Source organism: Bariatricus sp. SGI.019 (assembly GCF_050315235.1).
Lineage (GTDB): Bacteria > Bacillota > Clostridia > Lachnospirales > Lachnospiraceae > JAFBIX01.
In genome coordinates, this window is the sequence record NZ_JBNPOQ010000008.1 from 59,435 (window position 1) to 82,019 (window position 22,585).

At 41.7% G+C, this 22,585-nt stretch carries 21 protein-coding genes, 1 tRNA gene and 1 pseudogene; 4 read left to right on the top strand and 19 right to left on the bottom strand.

All coding sequences use genetic code 11. The features are described from left to right. Position 1: 1 nt before the first annotated feature. From ACQRD1_RS06680 to ACQRD1_RS06725, 10 genes are all read right to left on the bottom strand, one after another. The gene (locus ACQRD1_RS06680; protein ID WP_235232536.1) at positions 2-973 is read right to left on the bottom strand and encodes a hypothetical protein; all 972 of its coding nucleotides are present in this window, start codon (positions 971-973) and stop codon (positions 2-4) included. 8 nt (positions 974-981) lie between these two features. Next, on the bottom strand, positions 982-3,663 hold the full coding sequence (locus ACQRD1_RS06685; protein WP_235232535.1) for an ATP-binding protein: 2,682 nt from the start codon (positions 3,661-3,663) through the stop codon (positions 982-984). A gap of 29 nt (positions 3,664-3,692) precedes the next feature. Then, positions 3,693-4,142, bottom strand: coding sequence for a membrane protein insertion efficiency factor YidD (yidD, locus tag ACQRD1_RS06690; RefSeq protein ID WP_235232534.1), 450 nt, complete (start codon positions 4,140-4,142; stop codon positions 3,693-3,695). 60 nt (positions 4,143-4,202) lie between these two features. Further along, positions 4,203-4,919 carry a hypothetical protein gene (locus ACQRD1_RS06695; RefSeq protein ID WP_235232533.1) on the bottom strand — a complete coding sequence of 239 codons (717 nt, stop codon included), beginning with the start codon at positions 4,917-4,919 and terminating at the stop codon, positions 4,203-4,205. Between the two features lie 53 nt (positions 4,920-4,972). Then, entirely contained in the window at positions 4,973-5,566 is a 594-nt protein-coding gene (locus ACQRD1_RS06700; protein WP_235232532.1) for a tetratricopeptide repeat protein, read from the bottom strand. Between the two features lie 109 nt (positions 5,567-5,675). Beyond that, positions 5,676-5,921, bottom strand: a complete 246-nt coding sequence (locus ACQRD1_RS06705) for a PRC-barrel domain-containing protein (RefSeq protein WP_235232597.1) — start codon at positions 5,919-5,921, stop codon at positions 5,676-5,678. A 129-nt stretch (positions 5,922-6,050) separates the two neighbouring features. Next, a complete protein-coding gene (locus tag ACQRD1_RS06710; protein WP_235232531.1) occupies positions 6,051-6,236 on the bottom strand; it encodes a ferredoxin in 186 nt (61 codons plus the stop codon). Positions 6,237-6,297: 61 nt separating this feature from the next. After that, a complete protein-coding gene (gene arcC / locus ACQRD1_RS06715; RefSeq protein ID WP_235232530.1) occupies positions 6,298-7,227 on the bottom strand; it encodes a carbamate kinase in 930 nt (309 codons plus the stop codon). Positions 7,228-7,345: 118 nt separating this feature from the next. After that, positions 7,346-8,269: an alpha/beta fold hydrolase gene (locus ACQRD1_RS06720; protein WP_235232529.1), complete on the bottom strand. Its 924-nt coding sequence runs from the start codon at positions 8,267-8,269 to the stop codon at positions 7,346-7,348. A gap of 67 nt (positions 8,270-8,336) precedes the next feature. Then, positions 8,337-8,411, bottom strand: a tRNA-Pro gene (locus tag ACQRD1_RS06725). Between the two features lie 206 nt (positions 8,412-8,617). On the opposite strand from ACQRD1_RS06725, the gene ACQRD1_RS06730 reads away from it, so the two are divergent. Further along, positions 8,618-9,319 carry a GntR family transcriptional regulator gene (locus tag ACQRD1_RS06730; RefSeq protein ID WP_235232528.1) on the top strand — a complete coding sequence of 234 codons (702 nt, stop codon included), beginning with the start codon at positions 8,618-8,620 and terminating at the stop codon, positions 9,317-9,319. 102 nt (positions 9,320-9,421) lie between these two features. Here the strand turns inward: ACQRD1_RS06730 and ACQRD1_RS06735 are convergent, their stop codons facing one another. Both ACQRD1_RS06735 and ACQRD1_RS06740 read right to left on the bottom strand, forming a co-directional pair. Further along, complete coding sequence (locus ACQRD1_RS06735) at positions 9,422-11,209, bottom strand: aminopeptidase P family N-terminal domain-containing protein (protein WP_235232527.1); 1,788 nt, start codon at positions 11,207-11,209, stop codon at positions 9,422-9,424. Between the two features lie 131 nt (positions 11,210-11,340). Next, positions 11,341-12,714, bottom strand: a complete 1,374-nt coding sequence (locus ACQRD1_RS06740) for a peptide MFS transporter (protein ID WP_235232526.1) — start codon at positions 12,712-12,714, stop codon at positions 11,341-11,343. Positions 12,715-12,948: 234 nt separating this feature from the next. Between ACQRD1_RS06740 and dapB the strand changes: the two genes are divergently transcribed. Further along, entirely contained in the window at positions 12,949-13,746 is a 798-nt protein-coding gene (gene dapB, locus ACQRD1_RS06745) for a 4-hydroxy-tetrahydrodipicolinate reductase (RefSeq protein WP_235232525.1), read from the top strand. A gap of 91 nt (positions 13,747-13,837) precedes the next feature. Continuing rightward, positions 13,838-14,152: a YbjQ family protein gene (locus ACQRD1_RS06750; RefSeq protein WP_235232524.1), complete on the top strand. Its 315-nt coding sequence runs from the start codon at positions 13,838-13,840 to the stop codon at positions 14,150-14,152. 110 nt (positions 14,153-14,262) lie between these two features. Here ACQRD1_RS06750 and ACQRD1_RS06755 read toward each other — a convergent pair whose 3' ends face one another. The 5 genes and pseudogenes from ACQRD1_RS06755 to ACQRD1_RS06775 form a co-directional block, all read right to left on the bottom strand. Then, positions 14,263-14,850, bottom strand: a complete 588-nt coding sequence (locus tag ACQRD1_RS06755) for a nicotinate-nucleotide adenylyltransferase (protein WP_235232523.1) — start codon at positions 14,848-14,850, stop codon at positions 14,263-14,265. 178 nt (positions 14,851-15,028) lie between these two features. Beyond that, entirely contained in the window at positions 15,029-15,337 is a 309-nt protein-coding gene (gene trxA, locus ACQRD1_RS06760) for a thioredoxin (protein ID WP_235232522.1), read from the bottom strand. A gap of 113 nt (positions 15,338-15,450) precedes the next feature. Further along, a pseudogene (locus ACQRD1_RS06765) lies at positions 15,451-15,615 on the bottom strand (EcsC family protein); the annotation flags it as partial. A 443-nt stretch (positions 15,616-16,058) separates the two neighbouring features. Next, entirely contained in the window at positions 16,059-16,955 is an 897-nt protein-coding gene (locus ACQRD1_RS06770) for an aldose 1-epimerase family protein (RefSeq protein ID WP_427787196.1), read from the bottom strand. 28 nt (positions 16,956-16,983) lie between these two features. Continuing rightward, positions 16,984-18,009 carry an NUDIX domain-containing protein gene (locus ACQRD1_RS06775; RefSeq protein WP_427787197.1) on the bottom strand — a complete coding sequence of 342 codons (1,026 nt, stop codon included), beginning with the start codon at positions 18,007-18,009 and terminating at the stop codon, positions 16,984-16,986. A 93-nt stretch (positions 18,010-18,102) separates the two neighbouring features. Between ACQRD1_RS06775 and ACQRD1_RS06780 the strand changes: the two genes are divergently transcribed. Next, entirely contained in the window at positions 18,103-18,990 is an 888-nt protein-coding gene (locus tag ACQRD1_RS06780; RefSeq protein WP_427787198.1) for an RluA family pseudouridine synthase, read from the top strand. Here the strand turns inward: ACQRD1_RS06780 and ACQRD1_RS06785 are convergent. Together ACQRD1_RS06785 and ACQRD1_RS06790 are read right to left on the bottom strand one after the other, a co-directional pair. Further along, complete coding sequence (locus ACQRD1_RS06785) at positions 18,983-20,236, bottom strand: saccharopine dehydrogenase family protein (RefSeq protein ID WP_427787199.1); 1,254 nt, start codon at positions 20,234-20,236, stop codon at positions 18,983-18,985. The two genes, ACQRD1_RS06780 and ACQRD1_RS06785, sit on opposite strands and share 8 nt — an antisense overlap. Positions 20,237-20,482: 246 nt before the next feature. Further along, entirely contained in the window at positions 20,483-22,567 is a 2,085-nt protein-coding gene (locus ACQRD1_RS06790; protein WP_427787200.1) for a HelD family protein, read from the bottom strand. Positions 22,568-22,585 lie beyond the last annotated feature (18 nt).

Here is a 22,585-nt window from a genome sequence, read left to right on the forward strand (position 1 = left end):
ATTACGAAATCATATCTCTGTATGCCTGTGCATAATCACGTGCGTCTGCCTCTACGATCTGATCTTCATACCCTTCAAAATCCATATCTGGTGTGACATAATTATCGAAATTATCTCTGAATGCATAATCCTGTTCTGTCTTCGGATGATCGGCACACTCATGCTGGTAACAGTGCCTTGTTTCATGGGTAATCGTATCTGCTGTCTCCACCGCATTATCCATATTGAACTCATTAATATAAATGGTATTTTCGTCAGGAGAGTAACTTCCAAAATCTCCGCTGTCTTCATTATTATAAAATTCTATCTTCGGTTTATCCTTTATATTCAGATCCTGCGCCACATATTCGCTCAACTCATCAATCGCTTCCTTGCGGGCATCATCGGAGAGTCCTTCCCAATTTTCAGACTGGAATGCCTCCATAATCTCACTGATATCGCGACAATCATTCCCTTCCTGCTGCTCTTTCGTCTCATAGTGAGCACCAGGTGCATCCATATCTTCATCCGTATCCACCTGGCTTCCCGGCACATCCATGTCTTCCTCTTCCTGAAAATCTTCCCCTGGAACACCCATATCCTGTTCTTCATTGAACGTCTCTCCCGGTGCCCCGACTTCTACATCTTTCGCCACTTGCGAGCCAGGAATATTAACATCCGGTTCTGGTTCATGCATTTCACTGACTGGTGTAGGTGCTGCCATCTCCCAGTAATCCGGTTCATCACCGATGATATCTTCCGGAATATCCTGAATCTCATTTTCAGGCATCAGATATTCCTCTGCATAATATCCTTCCATATCATCAGGTATATCCTGCACTTCCTGCTGCACATCCTGATATTCTTCCGCATAATATCCTTCTATATCATCAGGTATATCCTGCACTTCCTGCTGTACATCAGAAAAAATATCACGGGATGATGGACGATAGCCGAACTCCTGCAGGTCGTTCATTTCTCTATAATCTAACATCTTCCCACCTATGCTTTCGAAAGATTCGCCTGAATGGTTGCATCATGAATTTCGATTCTGGTATTATATTTTATCTTTCTAAAAAGATGAACCTTTACACAAGCAACTAATTCATTATCCATTACCTCGTTATTGATTTCTGCCTGAATCAAAGGACGTAGTCTCGGAATGATCTGCCTTACTAGTTCAAAATCTTTTGATTCCGGCGTGAAATTACGGTTAAAGATACGCCGTGCCACTTCTCTTGCTAATACCCTGCGGTTATAATCACAAGTCTTATTACAATATTTGACATATGGACATTCTGGATAAGGGCGCAATTTCTCCTGCTTATCATTCCAATAAGTCGACAGCTCTTTAATGCCGTCGTCAGATAATGAGATGCTGATCTTATTCTGCAGACGATAATCCGGTGTCTTGATCTCCTCCGGTTCTTCCAACTTGTTAAAGAAGAAGAACGCTTCACCTGGTTTTAGTTTTGCAAGACGCTTTGTCTGCACTTCATCCATATTTGCAGAATCTGCCAGAATCTGCTTATCTGTTGCCTCCACCAGACGAAATGCCACTTTTATATCCGTCAGGGCTACCACATCTGTGGATACTTTTCTTGGAGACTGATCTGCGATCACCAGACCAACTCCATACGAACGGATCTCAGCTAACATGCGTTTTACCAGTCCCTGCGCAATTGCGCTTGGATTGGCATCCCCTTGTCCTGCATTCGTATCTGCATCCAGAAGCACATGGGCCTCCTCCAATAAGATGACGTTCTTCAGGCCTCCTTCGCCTACATAATTGCTGTTTACATAGGCCAGAATAGAAAGTAACAGCAACGAGATAATCAGTGCCTTCTGATCGCTGTTTTCAATCGCTGCCAACTCAATAATCGTCGGTTTTTTCAACATATCTTCAATCGGGATTGAATAATAATTATCGAACAAGTTGACCAGTGAATTCAGACGGACCACTCCGGCACGCCCGATATTCTTCGCATCCCCGGTGTATCCGATCGCATCAAACGTTTCCTGAAAACATTTAACAAAGTCTGTGATATTGAATACTTTTCCCATATCATCACTGGTATAGGTATCCAGCCATCGAAAATCCGAATAGCAATTATTAATAGATTCCTCAAATATCTTATCCAGCGGTGTAGACATGGAAACCGCTGCTGCAAATGCTGTCTTAAGTGTAGATTTGTACGTCTCCAACTTCACATTTTTCGGTGGAATAAATGGATTATATACAAACGGTGATATAAAATTCTTTCCAGGGGTGAATACCTGCAGTTCCGGAATACTCTGCACCAGTGCGCGATATTCATTCTTTGCAGGTTCAATTACAAGGAATGGAATTCCATGGTCTTTCCAGAGACGATCTAACAATCCTACAGAAAAGGTTGTTTTACCAGAGCCAGGAGTTCCTACCACCAACATATGTTTTGCCAGATCTTTTAGGGAGATTCCAATCTTATCTCCCCTCGAAGATGACTTCAGCACACCAATCTCAATATCCCCGGCATTGATAATATTATCGGCATACGTTTTACTTGATTTCCCTGCCTCATTTACCGGAAGTCCGGCAGACACGCGGTCGCTTCCCACCGGAAGGCGGAACAATTCGCAGGCTTCTTCTGCAGTAATAATATATGGCAGTCGGTAATAGTTTTGACTGAAGTTTCCACTATTCCATATATTCATATCGCGGTCTGCACCTGTCAGAATCTCGTTTACTGCCCATGGTAGTGGATACAGATTACTGTCCTTTTGCACTTCATCTGCATAGAGATCCAGAAGCTTCATATTGACCGGCGCTTCCGGATTCGTAATCTGACCATATACACGTGTTGCGATATTCGGCACTGCCTGAGCATCCCCATAGACGAGAATATTATACAAGAACAGAGGGCTGTTGTTCTGTTGTACATAGTAACGGTAATTATCTGCCTGCTTTTGCGCCATAGCAAATGTAACATTAGCCATTCCCATATCCATAACTCCATGTCCCAGAGAATCAACTATCTGAAGCACGTTATTCAACTCCGCCATCTCACCTGCATCAAATACCGTCGGGATCAATTGAACAGATAATGCACAATCCGGATAATGTATCAACGTATTAAGAATATAACTCAGATCTTTTCCGGTATCTGTAATACGATCATACGCATAGCAATAAGGAAGAATCTGGTTCTGAAGATTCTCTATCCGCTCTTCCTTTACCAATGCTTTAACTGCAGTATCTTTTATACGATACATCTCTTTCTGCAACTCTACAGCCGTAACATCCTGATATTCATATTTTTGCAGCTCAACCGTTGATTTAATAATAGAGAGCAGCCCATTTACAAGACGAATCGCGTTCGGTTCTGCCACATCAATCGCACGCACAACGAAATACATCTTCACCCGCGCTTTATACGGCTGATTCTTGACCTCTTCCGTTGTCCAGATCATTTCCAGCGCAATATCCTTATATTGACCCGCAACTGTACTCTCTTCTTTATAATGCTGGTAAATCTCACTTAAAAGCTGTCCCATATCTCGCTTATATTCTGCGACTACAGCATCAACATCCATTCTCTTTCCATCAATAACTGAAATATCCGGGATTGCCGTGATCTCCACTGCTCCCATCGCAACCGCTTCATTGCTCTGTAAATATTCCACTGAAATCTGATTCTCTGTCATACCGTCTTACGCCCTCTCTTCTTATCATTCTACGGATAGTCCACTCCGCAGTTTGGTCCATGGCATCTTCGAAGCCGATTAATACCTTTATGAACACCACGTATCACACCATATTTTTCAACTGCAAGAATCATATATTCCGAACAGCTGGGTTCAAATACACACTGCAGGCGCATCTCATCAGAAGCCTTATTCTGATAGAGATGTACCAGCCAGATAATCGCCCGCTTTGCGATTAACATCATATATATCACACCCATGCCAAAACACAGGCAGACTGTAAATATCACCGGTCTCTGGCTGTCACTGAACAGATACCTTCCTGCGAATCCCCCTGCAATCATTAATATTATGAAACCAATCAATGCAATCCAGAATCTGGTATAATGTATCTCTGGCCGCTTCAAAGGGTTATACGGTGCTTTTGGAATATTTGAATATGCAACTTTTACACCTTCAACATAATATTTTTCTTCCATATTTATATAAAACGGGAGAATTGTGCCAAAGGCACAGTTCTCCCCCTTCTCCCTATGTAATTAATATTTTGCAAATTTACGTTCACGAAGCATTGCTTTCGCAGCCTGAATACTCTGCTCCAATGATTCGTTGTTACGCATAGAAAAACTGAATGAATTACCAGGAACAATAATTTTAAGGCTGTCTACGATATAATTATTCTTCATGATATTTTCACCCTTCTTGATACATCCTGTGCTGGTGATATCGATTTTCTCAACAACCTTCTGCAATGTTGTAAATGAGGTAATATCCTGATAGAAGAAATCCTGCGTCTGCTCCCAGGTATTATCACTGATCGTCTCAAATGTATATGTATAAGCATATAGCTGTGTTGCACTAAAGAAGATCCATGAAACACTGAATCTTGATGATACCGCCACATCATCAATAACTCGCACAAGCACATCGTTAGAATCAAAATCATAGCCGCTCAGAACAATTGGCGGAATCTCATTGATCTCGCTTTCATCCAGACCGATCTTGTCCATCGCTCTTTGCTTCAGATTCAATGAATATAACTTATTCGATACAATCTGCTGATACTGATTCATGGTCATCTTTGCTCCTCTGGAGCCGACACCGCAGCCACATCCGGCATACAGATTCATAAAGAAGTCAATTACATTCTTCTGCTCTTCCGTCTTTCCTTTCTTCATATTCTCCAATCTTGCCTTCTGCTCTGCAACTGCTGCTGTTCCTCCTAACGCATAGCCAATCATTTCTGCACATCCCATAATTGTGCCCTCCTCTTTTTTTCTTTTAGTTTTTTATTCTCATTCGTAAATAACTATAAATCTGCCGGACGATCCACGCCTAATACACCATATAACTGATCTACATCATATGGTGATAATCCGTACGCCTCTGCCTGTGCCAGCATATCCTGCCAGTTTGGTGTTGTATTCAAATATTTTCTCTTATAGTAATCATATTTGATATACGCCCAAAAATAATAATAGATTCCCAACGGTTCAATCATCGTTGCTGCCTGAATATACTCCTCAATCTTATTGATTGTAGGACGCTGCTGTACAAATGCTTTCTTTCCTTTTAATAAACACACGGCAGCATAAAAAAATGTCTCTGAATTATCAAAATTATCCTCCATTGCTTTTTCAAATGCTTCCAGTGCCTTATCGTACAGCTTAAGCTTCAGATAACACATCGCAATTGATGTATTCAATTGCTGATCATCCGGATAATCGGCCAATGCTTTTCGGTATGCTCCTGCATATTTATTCACCTCCGGCATCGGCATAGAATATACACTGTTGAATGTTGAGATTGTAATCGGTTTGTGACAAAAATCACAGACCGTCTGACTTGTTGTGACGCGTGCCCCACATCCTGGGCAGGCCATTTCTATTACCTGACTCGCCATATCTTTTCCTTTCTTTTTCACGTTAATACACTAATGTTATTATTATAGCATATAATTGTCATATTTTGATATAAAACTATGAAATATGTCAAAAAAAGTTCTATAAATGTTATTTTTTTCTTTCTTCATGTATCTCAACCAGAATAATATCTGGCCCAATCTTTTTGATACATTTAAAAGGAATAATATATTCTGACCCATCACATAAAAAGCCACAGATCTTTCCTGCCTTTGGAATCACCAGTGCTTCGATACATCCATTACACTCATCTATAATCAGATCTACCACGTACCCTAGTTTTTTGCAATCACATGCATTAATCACTTCTTTATTCTCCAATTCACACAGACGCATATCCACACCACCCATATTCAAACCGCAGATTCTGCCATCGTCACCTTCTTTGTCACCATAACAAAACCCGCATCCACTACTTACTTGTAGTATATGCGGGTTTTCATATTCTGGACTATCCGAATCCAGCTATTCATCAATATCTATGACATTTACTGGACATCCATCTCTTGCTTCAATTGCTGTACTTTCGTATTCTGGTGCTACATCTGTGTATGCCTCTGCAACTCCGTCATCATTAAACCGGAATACTTCCGGGCAGGCAGCAACACAGGCACCACATGAGATACATCCATCATTTACTCTGGCTTTCATGGGTCATTCCTCCTTATATTTTTCAAGTAGTATGTCCCATTTTTATCCAAATATTCGCCTGTTATCTGATCAATGTTCCGGTCTTTCCTTTTAATGCATCTTTTAATTTATCAAAAGATGTGATCAACGCACTTCTTCCTTCTCTCTTTTCAATAAATTCTACGGATGCACTGAGTTTTGGAAGCATATTGTATTCTCCGAAATGGCCTTCTTCCATGTACTGCTTTGCCTGTTCCAGATTGATCTCTCCCAGCTCCTCTTCGTTTTCTCTGCCCATATTGATCTTAACCTTCTCGACACTGGTCAAAATAATCAATTCATCCGCATCAACTTCTTCTGCCATCTTACCTGCAGTTAAGTCTTTCTCAATGACAGCACTTGCACCTTTCAGATGATGATCCTGTTCCAGGACAGGAATTCCACCTCCGCCACAGGCAATTACAATCTGATCCGCATCTAAAAGAGCTTTAATCGCATCAATCTCTACTATGCTTACTGGATTCGGGGCAGATACGATACGACGATAACCTTTTCCCGGCTCTTCCACAACATAATTTCCTTTTTTGCGCTCTTCATTCGCTTCTTCCACGTTCATATAACGGCCTAATATCTTGGTTGGTGTATAGAAAGCCTCATCGTATGGATCTACGATTACCTGTGTAAGTATTGTACTGACAGTTCTGTAAATTCCTCGGTTCAACAATTCTTCACGAATTCCATTCTGAAGGTCATACCCGACATATCCTTGACTCATTGCAGAACATACAGACATTGGTGCTGCTGTATAATCTTGATGTACTTTTCCAAATTCATTCATCGCTGTATGGATCATTCCAACCTGTGGTGCATTACTGTGAGTAATAGCTACCTGATAACCAGCTTCGATCAGATCTGCGATTACTTTTGCTGTCTTCTTCACTGCTTCTTTCTGCTCTGGCAGCGTTGTACCAAGGGCACGGTGTCCTAATGCAACTACAACTCTTTTTTTCATAATCTATACCTCTGCTTTTCTTTATTTTTCTGATAAAAGATGAGATAAAAAAATTATAGTATTTTTCTATGTAAATTGCAACGTCTGAATTCTGTGAAAAACTGATTTTCTGTCTGTTTTACAGATTCTTATTCATAAATGCTACAATTCCGTCTTCTACTTCATCCTTTATATCTGAATAATTATGGATTTCGTGCCGATAGCCAGAGTATAACTTTGTCTCAACCTTATGACCTGTCTCATACAGCCAGTTGCTGACTTCACATACCCCTTTTCCATACATTCCAACCGGGTCTTCATTTCCGGCAATATTGTATATCGGAAGTTTCGCCGGAACTTTTTCTGCCCACTCTTTTCCAGTGATTACCAACATCATCTGGACAAAATATAACAAAGACTGGTTTGTTGTTGGTTTTGTAAATGCATCGAACGGATCCATTGCATGATCTTCTTGCACATATGGATCTGAGCAGATCCATTCATTCCCGAGCTTAATTTCGCCACATCTCTCACACATCCATCCCATTAATGCTCCTGCATAAGATGGGTCAGATTCTTTTCCTTTTCCCTCAGCTACGACCTGCTTCAACACTTTTTCTGACTCTTCTGCTCCCGGAAATACTCCTGCAGTTCCGCACAACGTTACGCCTGCCAACTCATCACCATACTTTGCAATAAAATCTCTTGCTATGAATGACCCCATACTATGACCGTATATAAAATATGGCAGTTCTGGATACATCTTACATACCATTTCCTTCAACGTATGCTCATCTTCCATCATGGTATGACATCCCTTGTCGCCCCAGTCGCCCCAGGTATCATTCTCCAATGCCGTCTTTCCATGTCCAACATGATCATCTGCAGCTACAATATATCCGGCATCCAGAAACTTCACAATCATGTGCAGGTATCTTCTTGAGTGCTCACCAAATCCATGGATGATCTGTACAATCCCTTTTGGCCTGGCAGCAGGAACATATACCCAGCCATAGACCTCATCCCGCTCATTAAAAGACTGAAATTTTACTTCATGTAACATATAACATACCTCCTTTAATATTGTTTTTTAATTTATCATTGACATCCCGTGGCATAAAAAAATAAAATCGGGGTAACAGGATTCGAACCTGCGACCTCACGGCCCCCAGCCGTGCGCTCTAACCAAACTGAGCCATACCCCGATATAATCATTCTACCCAATTAAAATCTATAATGCAAGCACTAATTTCCCATTTATCTGCCATCGGATTTTAAATCTCTGAAAATGAAAAATAATAAAAAAATATGTATATAAATTCTATTTATTCCCACTTTTTTATGATATTATATAAATATGAATTTATATACTTTTTCAAGTATACATTTTTACAAAAGGATTATTGTCACTATGAAAAACATTATTCATCATAAGACGCTGCGGGAACAGGTCGCAGACGCCGTACGAAAAAAAATATTACATCATGAACTTGAACCTGGTATGCGGATTACTGAATCTGAACTTGCTACTCAATTTGGAGTCAGTCATGGCCCTGTTCGCGAAGCACTTCGCCAATTGGAACAGGAAGGATTGATTGAATATACGCGAAATGTTGGCTGTTCTGTACGCAACGTTTCTCTTTCAGATGTCATCGAAGCTCTTCTGATTCGCGGAACCTATGAACTTTCTGCTGCTCGTGCATGTGCCGGCACCATCTCCGATGCAGCCTTCAAAGAGATGGAGGATGTATTAGAATCCATGAAGAATATGGATGATTCCGACTATACAGAATCAATTATTTACGATAATGAGTTTCACAAAATCTTGATTAACGAAGCGCATATGCCATATCTCGTCAGCGCTTGGAACGCATTAGATTTTGTATCATTCTTTTCTTTCTATTGTCAAGTAGATGATTGTTCAAAAGTAACCGGAAAGCAATACAAAGTACACAAAGAACTTTTTGACATCTATGCTACAAAAGATTGCCATGCAATCTGTGATATTATATATTCACATTATAAGCTTTCGATTGATAAGATGTTGCGGGATAATCACATGTGTGAAAAAGATTTCCCATTTTCTTTCGATATTATTAACCCGCATATATAATCATGTATCATTTTGCAGTCTTTATCATATGTATAAAAAGTACTGGAGTGCATTGTTCAACACAACGCACTCCAGTACTTTTTATATATAAGGCCATTTGGATTAGATTGCTCTGGTATACTTCGCAAGCCATTCCTTTTCTTCATCATTCAGATATGGAGAAATGGTATCATATACTTTCTTATGGTAATCATTTAAGAGCTTCTTATCTTCTGCTGTCATGATATCAGGATTGATTGCATCCAGATCCATTGGAATCAGTGTAATCGCATCAAAATACATAAACTGTCCATATTCGTTCTTCTCACCCTTACAGCAGAGAAGTTCGTTCTCCAGACGAATACCATGAGAGCCCTCGATATAGATTCCCGGCTCATCTGTAATAACCATACCTTCACGCAACACCTCTGTCTCTCCCTTACGATATCTCCAACGGAAACCAGCAGGTCCTTCATGGATGTTCAGAAGGTATCCTACACCATGTCCGGTTCCATGATTGAAGTTCATATTACGATCCCAGAATGGTTTTCTTGACAGGATATCAAGTACCATACCTGTACATCCTTCCAGGAACTTCGCACTGCCAAGCTGAAGGTTACTGATTGCAACTAAAGTAAAGTCGTCTTTCATCTGCTGTGTTACTTCACCAAGCGCATAAGTTCTTGTAACATCTGTAGAACCTTCCCAGAATCCTGCACCCGTATCAGTCAGGAAGAAGCTTCCTTCTTTCAGCTCAACATCAGTCTCTGGTGATGATGTGTAGTGAACGATCGCACCATGTTCACCATAAGAAGCAATCGGCTCAAAGCTTGGGCGGATAAAGTTGCCCATCTCAGCACGGAGTTCATCCAGTTTTTCTGTAGCACTCATCTCTGTGATCTTCATCTTGCCCACATTTTCTTTCAACCATTTCATGAATCTTACATGCGCAACACTGTCTTTGATCTGTGCTTTACGGATATTTTCAATCTCTACCGGATTCTTCATTGCTTTCATAAGAATCGCCGGATTTCTCTCTTCTACTCTCTTAACATTTTCCGGAATATTATTATACAGAGCATAATTTAACTTACTTGGGTCAACCATAACTACCGTATTCTCATCCAACGTACGGATATCTTCATAGATATCATTATATGGATGGAGGTTGACATTCAGTTCTGCCAGCGAAGCTTTGATATCATCATCCAGCTTACTCTCATCAACATAGAGTTCCATGCAGTCCATCTTAATAATGGCATAAGATAAAAGTAACGGGAAGAATTCAATATCATCACCACGGATATTCAGTGTCCAGCAGATGTCATCCAATGTCGTGAGCACATGTGCATTTGCTCCGGCTTTCTCCATCTCCTCGCGAGTCCTCTTAAGCTTATCTGCTGCGGATTCGCCTGCATACTCAATTCCAAGAGAAAATGCAGGTGCTTTGGAAAGTTCCGGACGATCTTCCCAGATCAGATCGATCAGATCCTCATGATACTCGACCTTTGCTCCTTTTTTAGCTGCAATGTCTGCATATTCCTGTCCTTCTCCGACAGAAACCACACGTCCATCAAACCCAAGAGTATCTCCTTCTTTCAGGATATCTTCCAGATATGCTGTGAGTTCCGGTACTCCTGGTTCTCCCATCTTCATTAATTCTACAGTTGTACCTTCCAACTGCTTTGCTGCCTGAATGAAGTAACGTCCATCCGTCCAAAGACGGGCTTCATCTTTTGTGATAACTGCTGTACCTGCAGAGCCAGAAAATCCAGTAATATACTTTCTTGCCTTAAAATATTCCCCAACATATTCGCTCTGGTGAAAGTCTGCAGTTGGAACGATATAAGCATCGATTCCTTTCTCTGCCATTTTTGCACGTAAATTTGTTAATCTCTCAGGAATACTCATTGTATTACGCCTCCTAAAATAATTGTTATTATGGGTTTTTTCTCCCCAATAATATTAGGATTGACAGGCATTCCATATGTAATCCCGCAATCCTAATATCATTGTACATAATTATATTCTAATAATCCACTCTATTTTTCGTCATCTTTCTTCTCAACCAGTGCTGTTAATGGTTTATCCAGGATAACCAAAAGTGCGACAGCAACAAATGCGATTACTGCAATGATAATACATGCGGTCGTGAACTTAATAGCTCCTCCGAATAATGCATTATAAACATATCCATAACTGATTGCTGCGAAGAATATTGCAAGTCCCCATACAGACTGCATTGTAGAGTAAATACGGCTTGGTGCATACTTAGCGATAAATGCATTTCCCAGTGGAGAGAAGAACATCTCACCCAATGTAATCAGAACTGCAAAAGCTAAAAGCCACAGACAGCTGATCTGTCCATCACCACGGATAATATCCATCAATGCAAAGAACAGATATCCAACACCAAGAGTACCAATACCTAATGCACATTTCTTGTAAATACTCATATCACCCTTCGGTCTGTTTGCCAGGTAACTCCAAAGCTTTGGTGTTACAAACATACCAACTAATACACAGAATAAAGCATTTGCAGCATCAAACCATGTAAGAGGTACATTGTAGCCTCCAACTACCCAGTTTGCATTTTCACCCCAGAAGTAATATACCGGCAGATAAGCCAGATACCAGAAGATCCAGAAGATAATAGCAAATACACAGATCAGAATGATTGCTGCAATTCTCTTCTTTTCAATTGTTGTATAAGGCATCTTCTTTTCTTCTTTATTCTTTGCCTTCAACTCTGCTTCACGGGCAATCTCTTCTTCTGTCAATTCTTTCTTGAAAGGTGTCTTTCCTGCTTCACCCATAAAACGTGTTCCAATGGTGAACCAGATTGCTCCTAAGAACATCAGGATAGCTGCAATCTTGAAGCATGGTCTGTATCCCATCATATCTCCACTTGCGAATACATCCTGATACAGAATACCTGCAAGGAATGGGCCTGCAAATGCACCGATGTTAACAAGTCCATAACGAACAGAATATGCATTGTTAAGCTGATCACTGGATACGATACGACCAATCAACGGACCAGTTTTATAGAATGCAAGACCGATACTGATACACCAGATCATCGCATATACCATTCCACTGCTTGTTGCCATAGATCCAATCCAGTAACCAACGCCACAGAGAACCATACCAATTGGGGTGGTATACCTTGCGCCAATCAGACGGTCACAGATAATGGAACACAGAATCGGAAGTCCATAAGAAAATGCTGTCAACTGTGACTGCATGGTCGCAGCGGTTCCTTCTGACAGACCAAGACCACCTGATGCTACACTTGCTGCTACGAAAACTAACAGGATAGAACGTCCGGTATAATAAGCAAAACGTTCAAAAATCTCTGTCGTAGAGCATGCCCAAAAACCCATAGGGAGCTTCTTTTTTGTTTGAGTACTCATTATTACTCATCCTCCTTTTTCCCCGCACCTTTTCTCAATAACCTCTTCGTTAGCATTTGATACAAGGCACTTCTCTAGAAATTTGTTTATTATAGATTATTAATTATTGATAATCTATAATTTATTATACATTATGCACATTTTCATGTCAAGAAAACTCCTTTGTGATTCTTATATTTTGTGATAAAATAGACATAATTAGTCATATCATGTATGCGAAAGGAGTTTACATTTATGAAAGTTATTGTAGTAGGTCCACGGGGAAAAATGGGAAAATTAATCACGCAGGTTGCAGCAGAAAGAGAGGATATGGAACTGGTTGCCGGCGTTGCTCCAAAGGGGCGTGATTACATAGGAAGTGATCTGGGAATGGTTGCTATGATCGGAAAAGAAATAGGTGTCCCGGTTGTGGATGATCTGGAAAGCGTCATCGATTCCTGTGATGTCATCATTGACTTTTCTACCAAAGAGAACGCTATGGAAGTCCTTGATCTGGCAATCGCACATAAAAAGGCATTGGTATGCGGCACTACAGGATTTAGCGAAGAAGAGATGCAGCGGTTTCAGGATGCTGCTTCCCAGATCCCGATGTTGTATGCAGCAAACACTTCAAAACTGGTCAATATCATGAATAAATTACTGGAAATGGTAACAACGATCGCCGGAAATGATCTGGATATTGAGATTTTAGAAATGCACGACCAGTGGAAGAAAGATGCTCCAAGTGGAACTTCGAAGGAAATGGGCGAGATTATGGCCCATGCCCTTGGCAAAGAACTGAATGACATCGCCGTATACGGTCGAGAAGGTGCCTCTCCGAGAGTTCCCGGAACTATCGGCTACCACTCTCTTCGCGCCGGCAATATTCCTAGCAGCCACACCGTATTCTTCGGCGGAATGGGAGAGCGTCTGGAAATCACTCATCACTCCTACAACTGGGAATGCTTTGCACGCGGTGCCTGTGACTGCGCTGCTTATCTTGCTGATAAAGAACCTGGCTTTTATACCATTAAGGATGTATTAAATTTATAAATCAGCTATATTGCATATTGTCTTTGCTTCATTTTTATAGTATAATTGTATTAATAAAATAATACAATTATATCTTGAGAGGAGAACAGGTATGATATTAGTAAATACGGATTATATTCCAGGAAAAAAATTTGAGATGATCGGACTAGTAAGAGGTACTATGATTCAATCCGTACATCTTGGTAAGGACATCATGAACAGCTTCAAGACACTGGTCGGTGGAGAACTTACCTCCTACACAGAGATGATGAACGAAGCCAGAGCTGTTGCTACCAAACGTATGGCAGATGATGCTGCTGCAATGGGCGCAGATGCTGTGGTAAATATCCACTACGCTTCCAGCTCCATCGTACAGGGCGCAGCAGAAGTTCTGGCATACGGAACTGCAGTAAAATTCGTAGATTAAAATTTATTATACCACAAAAGAAACGGTGCACATGAAACACCGTTTCTTTTTTATATCATGATCTCACATCAGTCTCTGCCATTATACTACAAAAGAAGCAAGCAGACATACTAAAAACACGCATTCATCTTCTCCTCTATCCGCATCAATTCCAGTCTTTTTATCTTTTTATCCATCTCATTTTCTGTCAGATATCGATATACACTTTTCGGCACGAACTTCGCCCACTCTTGTTCCATTGCAATACAATTTCGTACCATGGCACCAGTGATTCCTTTTTCCTCTAATGGTCTGTGCCACAGCACTTCTATATTAAGCCCGAGACTTCGCAGTATCTTATATTTTTCTTCATCCCACTCATCGTACATTCCCAGGTAATATACTGCATCTTTCGGAGTATACTGTAACAGATATTCCGGACAGTTAATCGGAAACGGAATAATATCGTATTCACTTTCCGGAACCTTAAATTCCTGCATCGCACCTCTGATCATCTGATACCGTTCAAAATAAGACAACGGGTTAGCAGAAGGTTCGCTTCGATTGACATCATTGACCGAATCTCTGGTGTGCATGTTGTCAGGATTGGAAATCCCGATGTATAATTTGTTGCAGCGCATTTTTGCTGCCAGTATATATTCCATATGTTTTAAATGTAACACTTGAAATCTTCCGTTAATTACTCCAGTCTCTATCATATGTTTCTCTCCCTCATTGATTATACTCTTTCGAACGTATATTTAGTATACTCTGAAGTACGGTAAGAATGCAAGGACTTCCCCATTTTCAGATTCAGCCAAGACAAGATAAAACCTCAAGATATCGTTACAACAGTAAGTCTATCTTGAGGTTTTTGTGATTTTCATTTTCTTTCTCTTACTTCAGCAATGCCAGAAGTTCTTCCTTTGGCTTTGCTCCCATATCTCTTTTTACCATCTGTCCGTCCTTGAACACCAAAAATGTCGGAATTGACATTACCCGATACTCTCTTGCCAGATCTGGATTCGCATCGACATCCACTTTACAGATCTTCGCATCTGTAACTTCTTCTCCCAATTCCTCTACGATTGGTCCTACCATCTGGCACGGTCCGCACCATGTTGCCCAGAAATCCACCAACACTGGCACCTTAGATTCTAATACTTCTTCTTTGAAATTATCACTGGTTAAATGAATCACTGACATAATGATTACCTCTCTTTTTATGATTTGTATTTTTCTGCCATCCAATATCTGACAGTTTGTTTTCTACACAAAATAGTATAACCCATTTTCGGCAATAATACCATCTATATTCATCATTTGCTCTCATCTGACAGCTTCTTTTTTAAAAAGCGGCGACGATATTTCAAATCCGCATAATCTGTTATTTTCTTCAGATATACACTGTCTGCCAGGCCACCTGCGACTCCGACAATCGGAATTCCCTGAAGAAACTTCATATAAAGAAGTCTCAATGATACCTGTCCCATATTCAAAGACCATTTCAAAAGCCTTCACGAAAGCAGCGTGCAGTGTATCTTCCAATTTGTCCGGGATCTTATCCGAAAGCTTTTGCTTAAGGACAGATTCCTTCTCCTGGATATTCTTCTTAAGGAAACTTTGTTCCTTTTTCTCCAGAGCTTCCCATTCCTTTTTCCATTTATCCTTTGTAAAAAACATGCCGGAATCCTCCTGATTATGCTTTAATCAGAAAAAACGAGAGGCATCCAGCCTCTCACTTAACAACTTCATCATTCGGTCAATTTTTATTTTACTGTCCTGTCAGAACCGTCACAGGACTCATCAAGATGACGGAGAACTTCTCTGTTCTCACATATATTATATGTAATTTATCACTAAAAAACAATATCCTCATTAAAATGTTATGATTTTTTGCAAATAATTTCAAGGAATTGTACTGGCATTACGCCAGTACAACTACTCGATACTCTGCTTCAAAGGTTTCTCCTGCTTCCAGGGTATTTCCCCATTCCCGGTCTTTTAATTCGCCATCGAACACCTCGCTGTCACATCTTCCATACCATGGTTCAATGCAGACGAATGGTGCATGTTTTTTCGGCGGTGACCAGATTCCGACTAACGGCGCATTGAATTCCACTGCCAGATATTCTTTTTTATCACTGTCCATTAAGGCAACTCGCTGTACCTGATGATTCTCGATGACAAGTGCATCTCCATCAAAGAGATTCTCCGCGATCGGAAGAGTTCCTTCCTGAAGGGTATACTCCTTTTTCTCTGTGGTCACCATACCACCCTGGCCGAAGATGGTATTGGTGAAACTCTCTGGCACAGTTCCATCTTCTTTACGGAAAGCTATGTAATCATCAGACTGCTTCTCTCCTTCTCTGACCGGACAGAAGAATGCCGGATGTGCCCCAATGGAAAAGTACATGGTCTTATCATTGGTATTCTTCACCTTCCACATGACCTTAACAGCATTTTCTTCCAGATGATAGCCAATCTCCAAATGAAAATCAAATGGATATACTTTTTTCGTCTCTTCTGTTGCATCCAATGCAAACCATACCTCATTCTCTGTCTGGCTAAGAAGGTCAAAATCCATATCCCTTGCAAATCCATGCTGATTCATCGGATATTCCACACCTTCGTGACGATATACCTTATCCTTGACCCCACCGACAAATGGGAAAAGAACCGGTGATGACCGATTCCAATACTTTGGATCTGCATTCCAGAGGTACTGCGTATCATTTTTCTTTTCCCGGATAGAACTTAATTCTGCACCGTGAATATTTACGGTAATCTCAAGTTTCTCATTTTCCAACTTTACTTTCTGCATATGATTATTTCCTTTCTGTTTTTCTCGATTAAAATTTTTGCTTTTTCAGATATTCTCCAACCATACGGAATTCGTCTTCATAGATACAATTGGGCAAGGTTCCATCTGCTACTTTCTGCCTGCATTCTTCATAATCCATCCAGATTACTTCTTCTACTTCTGATTCCTGAAGTTTCAGATTTTCAATTTCTACCGGTTCTGTATACACGTACACCGAACTTAATTCGTTATCTTTAAACAATCGATCATAAAATACCGCTTCAAAAGATCCCCGATGCTCTCCTACATAATGTAATTGCTCTTTCGCCGCATGAATGCCCAGTTCTTCCTGCATCTCACGGACTGCTGACTCCAGAATCTCATCTCCTGCAGCCACATGACCTGCCGAAGAGATGTCGTAGCATCCGGGATTCGAATCCTTGCATGCACTCCGCTTCTGTAACAATACATCATAACCACTCTTCTGATTCTTCCTTACAACCCACATGTGTACCGTTGCATGAAGACTTCCTTCCCTGTGTACAACTCCACGTTCACGTATTACTCCAGACTTCGTACCATCTTCATTTAACACATCGAATAATTCCATCGGTTTCCCATCCAGTGATGCATCCACCAGTTTATCCTGCCCGTCATAGACTAATTTCAAGGAAAAGAAGTCCTTCCTTTCATCCATCAACCGAAAGAAGATCTTATCACCTTCCCAGATATTCAACTTCCAGACATCTTCGATATCCACCCATTCCAGTTCTCCTTCGTCACAAGGTATGGGCTCCCCTTCAAAACCATCTGCCGTAAAAAGAGACATATATTCCGTCACTCCATTGCCGGATACAAAGGTAACAATTCCCCGATACCGGTAAGAAGTCAGCGTATATCCGGTCTCTTCCCGTACTTCCCTAAGCAGACACTCCTCAGGACTTTCATCAGCCTCAAAATGTCCTCCGACCCCAATCCATTTATCCTTATTTACGTCATGTTTCTTAACGGTTCTATGGAGCATCAGATATTGGCCATCCCGTTCCATATAACACAAAGTACTTAAACCTGTCATCTTATTTCTGCCTCTTAATTCTCTGATATTTTCTTTCAAATTATGTTATACTGTCTACTATGAATATCATACCGAAAATACAGGAGAATTGCAATGAATCGTGTCATTGATTATATCATAGATGAAGCCGGTGACGGCCTTCGCATCGAACAATACTTACGCCGCAAGGGTTATTCCGGACAGAATCTGGCAGAGATTAAGCGGATGCCCCAAAGCGTTCTGGTCAATGGAGAACATTATTATATGAAGCAGGAGCTTAATACCGGAGACCATCTGTCTATCCATATCTGCGAGACCAAATGTTCCGAGAAGATTCCTCCGGTACAGATACCGTTGGATATTGTGTATGAAGATGAGGACATTATCGTCATCAACAAACCAGCCGGCATGCCCATCCACCCTTCTTTGAATAACTATACGAATTCCATGGCAAATGCTCTGGCATGGTACTATCAGGAGCAGGGAAAACCGTTCATCTTCCGCTGCTGTAACCGTCTGGACCGGGACACCTCCGGCCTTACCGTTGTCGCCAAGCATCTGGTCAGTGGCAATATCTTATCCGATATGGTGCGCCGCCGAGATATCCATCGGGAATACCTTGCCATTGTCCGGGGACATGTCTCCCCAGAAGCCGGGACAATCAATGCTCCCCTTGCCCGAAAGCCCGGAACCATCATCGAGAGGACGGTTGACTGGGAACAGGGCGAAACTGCCATTACTCATTATCGTCTTGTGGAAGAAAGAAATGGGCACAGCCTTGTCTCCCTTCGTCTGGAAACAGGCCGCACCCATCAGATACGAATCCATATGAAATATCTCGGTTATCCCCTCATCGGAGACTACCTCTATAACCCGGACATGGAATATATCGGTCGACAGGCACTACACTCCCATCGTCTTTCCTTTACACATCCGATTACCGGCGAGCCGATGGAATTTACTGCACCTCTGCCGAAAGATATGGAAAAAGTACTTATTTAATCTCTGCAATATGATACTCATACCCGCTTTCATCCATCAGGTTTAGATATGGAAGCGGGTCAAAATATTCTGGTGAAAAGACTCCTCTGTCTTTCCAGATACCTCTTGCAATCAATTCGATGGCAAGTGCCGCACCGAATCCCGTCTGTGCCACAACCGCCTGAGAGCCCCATTTCTTCATAGATTCCTGATTGTCAAATGCCTGATATAAGAAATATGCCTTTTCTTTCCCATCTTTCTTTCCAATACATTCCACACCGACCAGCATCTCGCCGATCATCTCATCCCCAATATCCTTCGGCTGAGGAGCGCATGCAGCCACCACGTCTCTTGGGATGACTTCTGTCTCTCCAATCTGTATCGGATGAATACTGCGAAGCCCCAACTTATCAACAACTTTCAGTGCTGTGATCAGATTCTCATCCAGACTAATCTTAAATGTGGCCCGCTGCAATCCATATTGCTTCAGATAACGGGGCATGGTAACCACTTCTTCGTGCTCTACTTTTACCAACGTGTTCTGCCCAACACCATCCGGCATCTCCCAGACTTCTCTCCCGGCAAACGGCTTTTCCACCAGTAGGCCTCCTCTGGATGCATCGTATTCCACATTCGGATTCATCACTTCATCTAATACCGTCCACACATTAAATCCGAACATAATATCATCCGGATCTGCTCCCGGTACGGAGAGATTGCCGCCGTCCTTTACATGGACTTCCGTAATCTCGTCCAATAATTCCGTGGCAGCATATTTCGCAAAGACATTGACGACTCCGGGGTCAATTCCCATACAAATAACCGCCATGCTGCCTTTCTCTTTCCATGCCTCATGACGGTCAAAATTATATTTGGTCATGGGTTCCGTATAGCTGTTCTCGATTCCCAATCCATAAGCTGGATGATCCATCGGTACTGACCAGGTCCCCATATTACCATAATTAATTCCGGTCTCATAAGCTGCATCAAAGATATAGTTGCTGGCAAAGGGTGGTGCCGCATCCATCAGGAAATCAATCTGGTGCATCAAGGCAAGCCGCATCATCGATTCCTTATCGGTTGCATTCACCTCAGCAACTTCAAATCGACAGTCTTTTTCTAACTTTTCAACCACTTCCTGCGCCCTGTTCTGGTCAAAATCACATACCAGCACATACTCCAGCCATTCACCCTTCGGATCCCGCCACTTCATGATCTTTAAGATACTTTCACCTACTGCTCCCGCTCCAACTAACATCATTCTCATAGTTCCAGCCTCCATTGTTCATTCATGTCATCTGTCACACTCTGTCCTTTTGCCAGTTGGTTCTAGCCTCGTAGGCGATGCTGTCCGCATTCTCTCCAAAGTTCCGTGGTACTACCTTCCTTTTGCCTGTCAGTTTCCACCAGAGTAAGATGCATAACCCTGGGTTTGCTTCTTCGGCCCCTTATAATGGTGTCTAGGGCAGCCGTTAACCGGATCTATTCAATTGTCTGTTTCTAATAATTCATTTTATCGAATCCAGGCATCCCCAGTCAAGTATGAATCTTCTATTATCTCCATAATATACAGCTCATGGAGTGCCCGTGTCGCGCAGATATACCGGAATTGCCGGAAGAACGGATGGTCCTGTGTCCCTCCTGCGACAAAGACCTGATCAAACTCCAGACCCTTGGCCATATAGAATGTCGTAACCGTAATTCCTTTTCGAAAGTTTGAACTGTCCCTGTCAATATAGAAGACATCTTCTCGCTTCTTTTTCAGATACTCATAAATCTTCCGGGCTTCCTCTTCTGTCATTGTAAGTACCGCTGCCGTTTCATATGGTTCCACTTCTGAGCGGCCAATTACCCCAGTACTTACATTGACTCGCTTCAGAACAGCTTCAACAGCATCCTCCCAGGTTGACAGCTGCATCTCTTCTACTTCTTTTCCATGGCGCTTAATATACTCAATTCCTGACACACCATTCATTGATTCCGCATATTTCGCAATCTCTATGGTGTTACGGTAACTCTTGTTCATCTCAATCTTACATATATTCTTTCCGAATATTTTTGGAAGAAATCTTAATACATCCTGCATCTTCTCCCCGATTGTCTGGGCCCGGTCACCCAAGATCGTCATATTGCAGGCGAACATTCGCTCCAGAATCACATACTGCAGATAAGAATAATCCTGCATCTCATCAATGACCAGATGGCGGATATTCTTATGAGCTGTCACTGCACAGAGGCGATATCGAAGATAGAGAATCGGATAGACATCCTCATAATCCAGAATTCTCCGCTCTCTTGGAAGATCCGGCAGAAGCGGCCATCCATTCTCTTCCAGCAGCCAGTTGTAGATCTCATACAAGTCTGTCGTTACGTACATTTTCTGGAATTGTTCTCGAACCACTTCCAGTTCTTCTTCCGACAGATCTCTTTTATTCAGTGTCTCATATTCGTCAATAAAATAATCCATCAATGCTTCTACTCTGGATAAAAGCGGCACATTCTGGAATTTAAAATAGAACATCTCCAGCAATTCTTCTGCCGTCTTCTCATAACCTTTATACTTCACATCCCGAAAATCAATCAGCCGGTCTTCCAATTCTACCAGGAATCCCTCTACTGCACGCACATATTCCTTCGACTGCTTCCATTGATATCTCTCCTGATCCTGTATACTCTGCCCGTGTAACATCTTTTCAATCTGATGCCACCTGTCTTCACAGTCGGCCACAGTTCCCTGGAGTTCCCGGTAGGCAAACAGATCAAAACTCATCTCCTGGATATTCTCTTCCCCCAATTCCGGCAGAATATGGGAAATATAATCGGAGAACACACCATTTGGTGACAGAATCAATATATTCGATGAATTCAGGTTCTTCCTGTCATGGTACAACAGATAAGCGATCCGATGCAGCGCTACCGAAGTCTTTCCACTTCCTGCCGCTCCCTGGATCACCAGAATCTTATCCTTCGTATTGCGGATGATCGCATTCTGCTCCTTCTGAATGGTGCGTACAATATTCTTAAGCTGCACATCACTGTTCGCACCCAACTCCTGCTTCAGGATATCATCATCAATCTTCAGGTCACTTTCAAATTCATAGATCATCCTGCCACTGCGGATCTTATACTGCCATTTTGAAAGAATCTCTCCTTCCATGGTACCGGCAGGCGCTTCATAAGACGCAGATCCCTTATCGTAATCATAGAACAAACCACTGACTGGTGCACGCCAGTCATAGATCAACGGCACACTGCCTCTTTCTTCTGCAAAATTCTCGATTCCGATATAGAAAGTCTCTGCTTCCTCTTCCCCTTCATACTGAAAATCTACACTTCCAAAGAACGGCGAATCCAACATCTTCTTCATTCTATGACGCTTCTTTTGATTTTCCTGATTAGCATTCACCTGTGCCAGAAGAGCCTGCTGATTATCATAGTTCTCATAGCCATACTGGTCCATCTCCGTATAGTTCTCCCAGTAATACTCATTCATTCCTGCAATATCCTTCTGTACTTCCTGAATGGCATCTCCAAGTTCCAGGATTCGCTGCCTTAATTTTTCCGTTACCATATTCAGGAAATCTGTTCCTCTGCTCATACCATGTCTGCCTTTCTG